Here is a 1,088-nt window from a genome sequence, read left to right as displayed (position 1 = left end):
GAAGACCTGATGAAGCACCTGGCGAACCCCGCCGAGCAGGTTCTTCAGACGGTCGACTACGCCAACACGCGCTATTCCAAGCTCGACCAGATCAACGCCGGCAACGTCAAGAACCTCCAGGTCGCCTGGACCTTCTCGACCGGCGTGCTGCGCGGCCACGAGGGCTCGCCGCTCGTCGTCGGCAACATGATGTACGTCCACACCCCCTTCCCGAACATCGTCTACGCGCTCGACCTCGACCACGAGGCCAAGATCGTGTGGAAGTACGAGCCCAAGCAGGACCCGTCGGTGATCCCGGTGATGTGCTGCGACACGGTCAACCGTGGCTTGGCCTACTCCGACAACGCCATCATCCTGCACCAGGCCGACACCACGGTCGTGTCGCTCGACGCCAAGACCGGCAAGGTGAACTGGTCGGTGGTGAACGGCGACCCGAAGAAGGGCGAGACCAACACCGCCACCGTGCTGCCGGTGAAGGACAAGATCATCGTCGGCATCTCGGGTGGCGAGTTCGGCGTGCAGTGCCACGTGACCGCCTACGACGCCAAGACCGGCAAGAAGGTCTGGCGCGGCTACTCGATCGGCCCGGACGACCAGATGCTGGTCGACCCCGAGAAGACCACCTCGCTGGGCAAGCCGGTGGGCAAGGACTCGTCGACCAAGACCTGGGAAGGCGACCAGTGGAAGACCGGCGGCGGCTGCACCTGGGGCTGGTTCTCCTACGACCCGAAGCTCGACCTGATGTACTACGGCTCGGGCAACCCCTCGACCTGGAACCCCAAGCAGCGTCCGGGCGACAACAAGTGGTCGATGACCATCTGGGCGCGTAACCCGGACACGGGCGTGGCCAAGTGGGTCTACCAGATGACCCCGCACGACGAGTGGGACTACGACGGCATCAACGAGATGATCCTCACCGACCAGAAGGTCGGCGGTAAGGACACCCCGCTGCTGACCCACTTCGACCGCAACGGCTTCGGCTACACCCTGAACCGCGCCACCGGCGAACTCCTCGTCGCCGAGAAGTTCGACCCGGTCGTCAACTGGGCCTCCAAGGTCGACATGGACAAGGGGTCGAAGACCTACGG

1 protein-coding gene is annotated in these 1,088 nt (G+C 64.3%); it reads left to right on the top strand.

Annotation, left to right across the window (positions count from 1 at the left end; genetic code table 11):
- Positions 1 to 9: 9 nt before the first annotated feature.
- The coding region (locus FV222_RS27030; RefSeq protein WP_147816209.1) for a PQQ-dependent dehydrogenase, methanol/ethanol family at positions 10 to 1,088 on the top strand (1,079 nt) is incomplete at its 3' end.

Origin of the sequence: Methylobacterium sp. WL103 (assembly GCF_008039885.1) — a bacterium.
Lineage (GTDB): Bacteria > Pseudomonadota > Alphaproteobacteria > Rhizobiales > Beijerinckiaceae > Methylobacterium > Methylobacterium cerastii.
The sequence above is the reverse complement of the archived record's forward strand: the minus strand, read 5'-3'. Positions and strand labels throughout refer to the sequence as shown.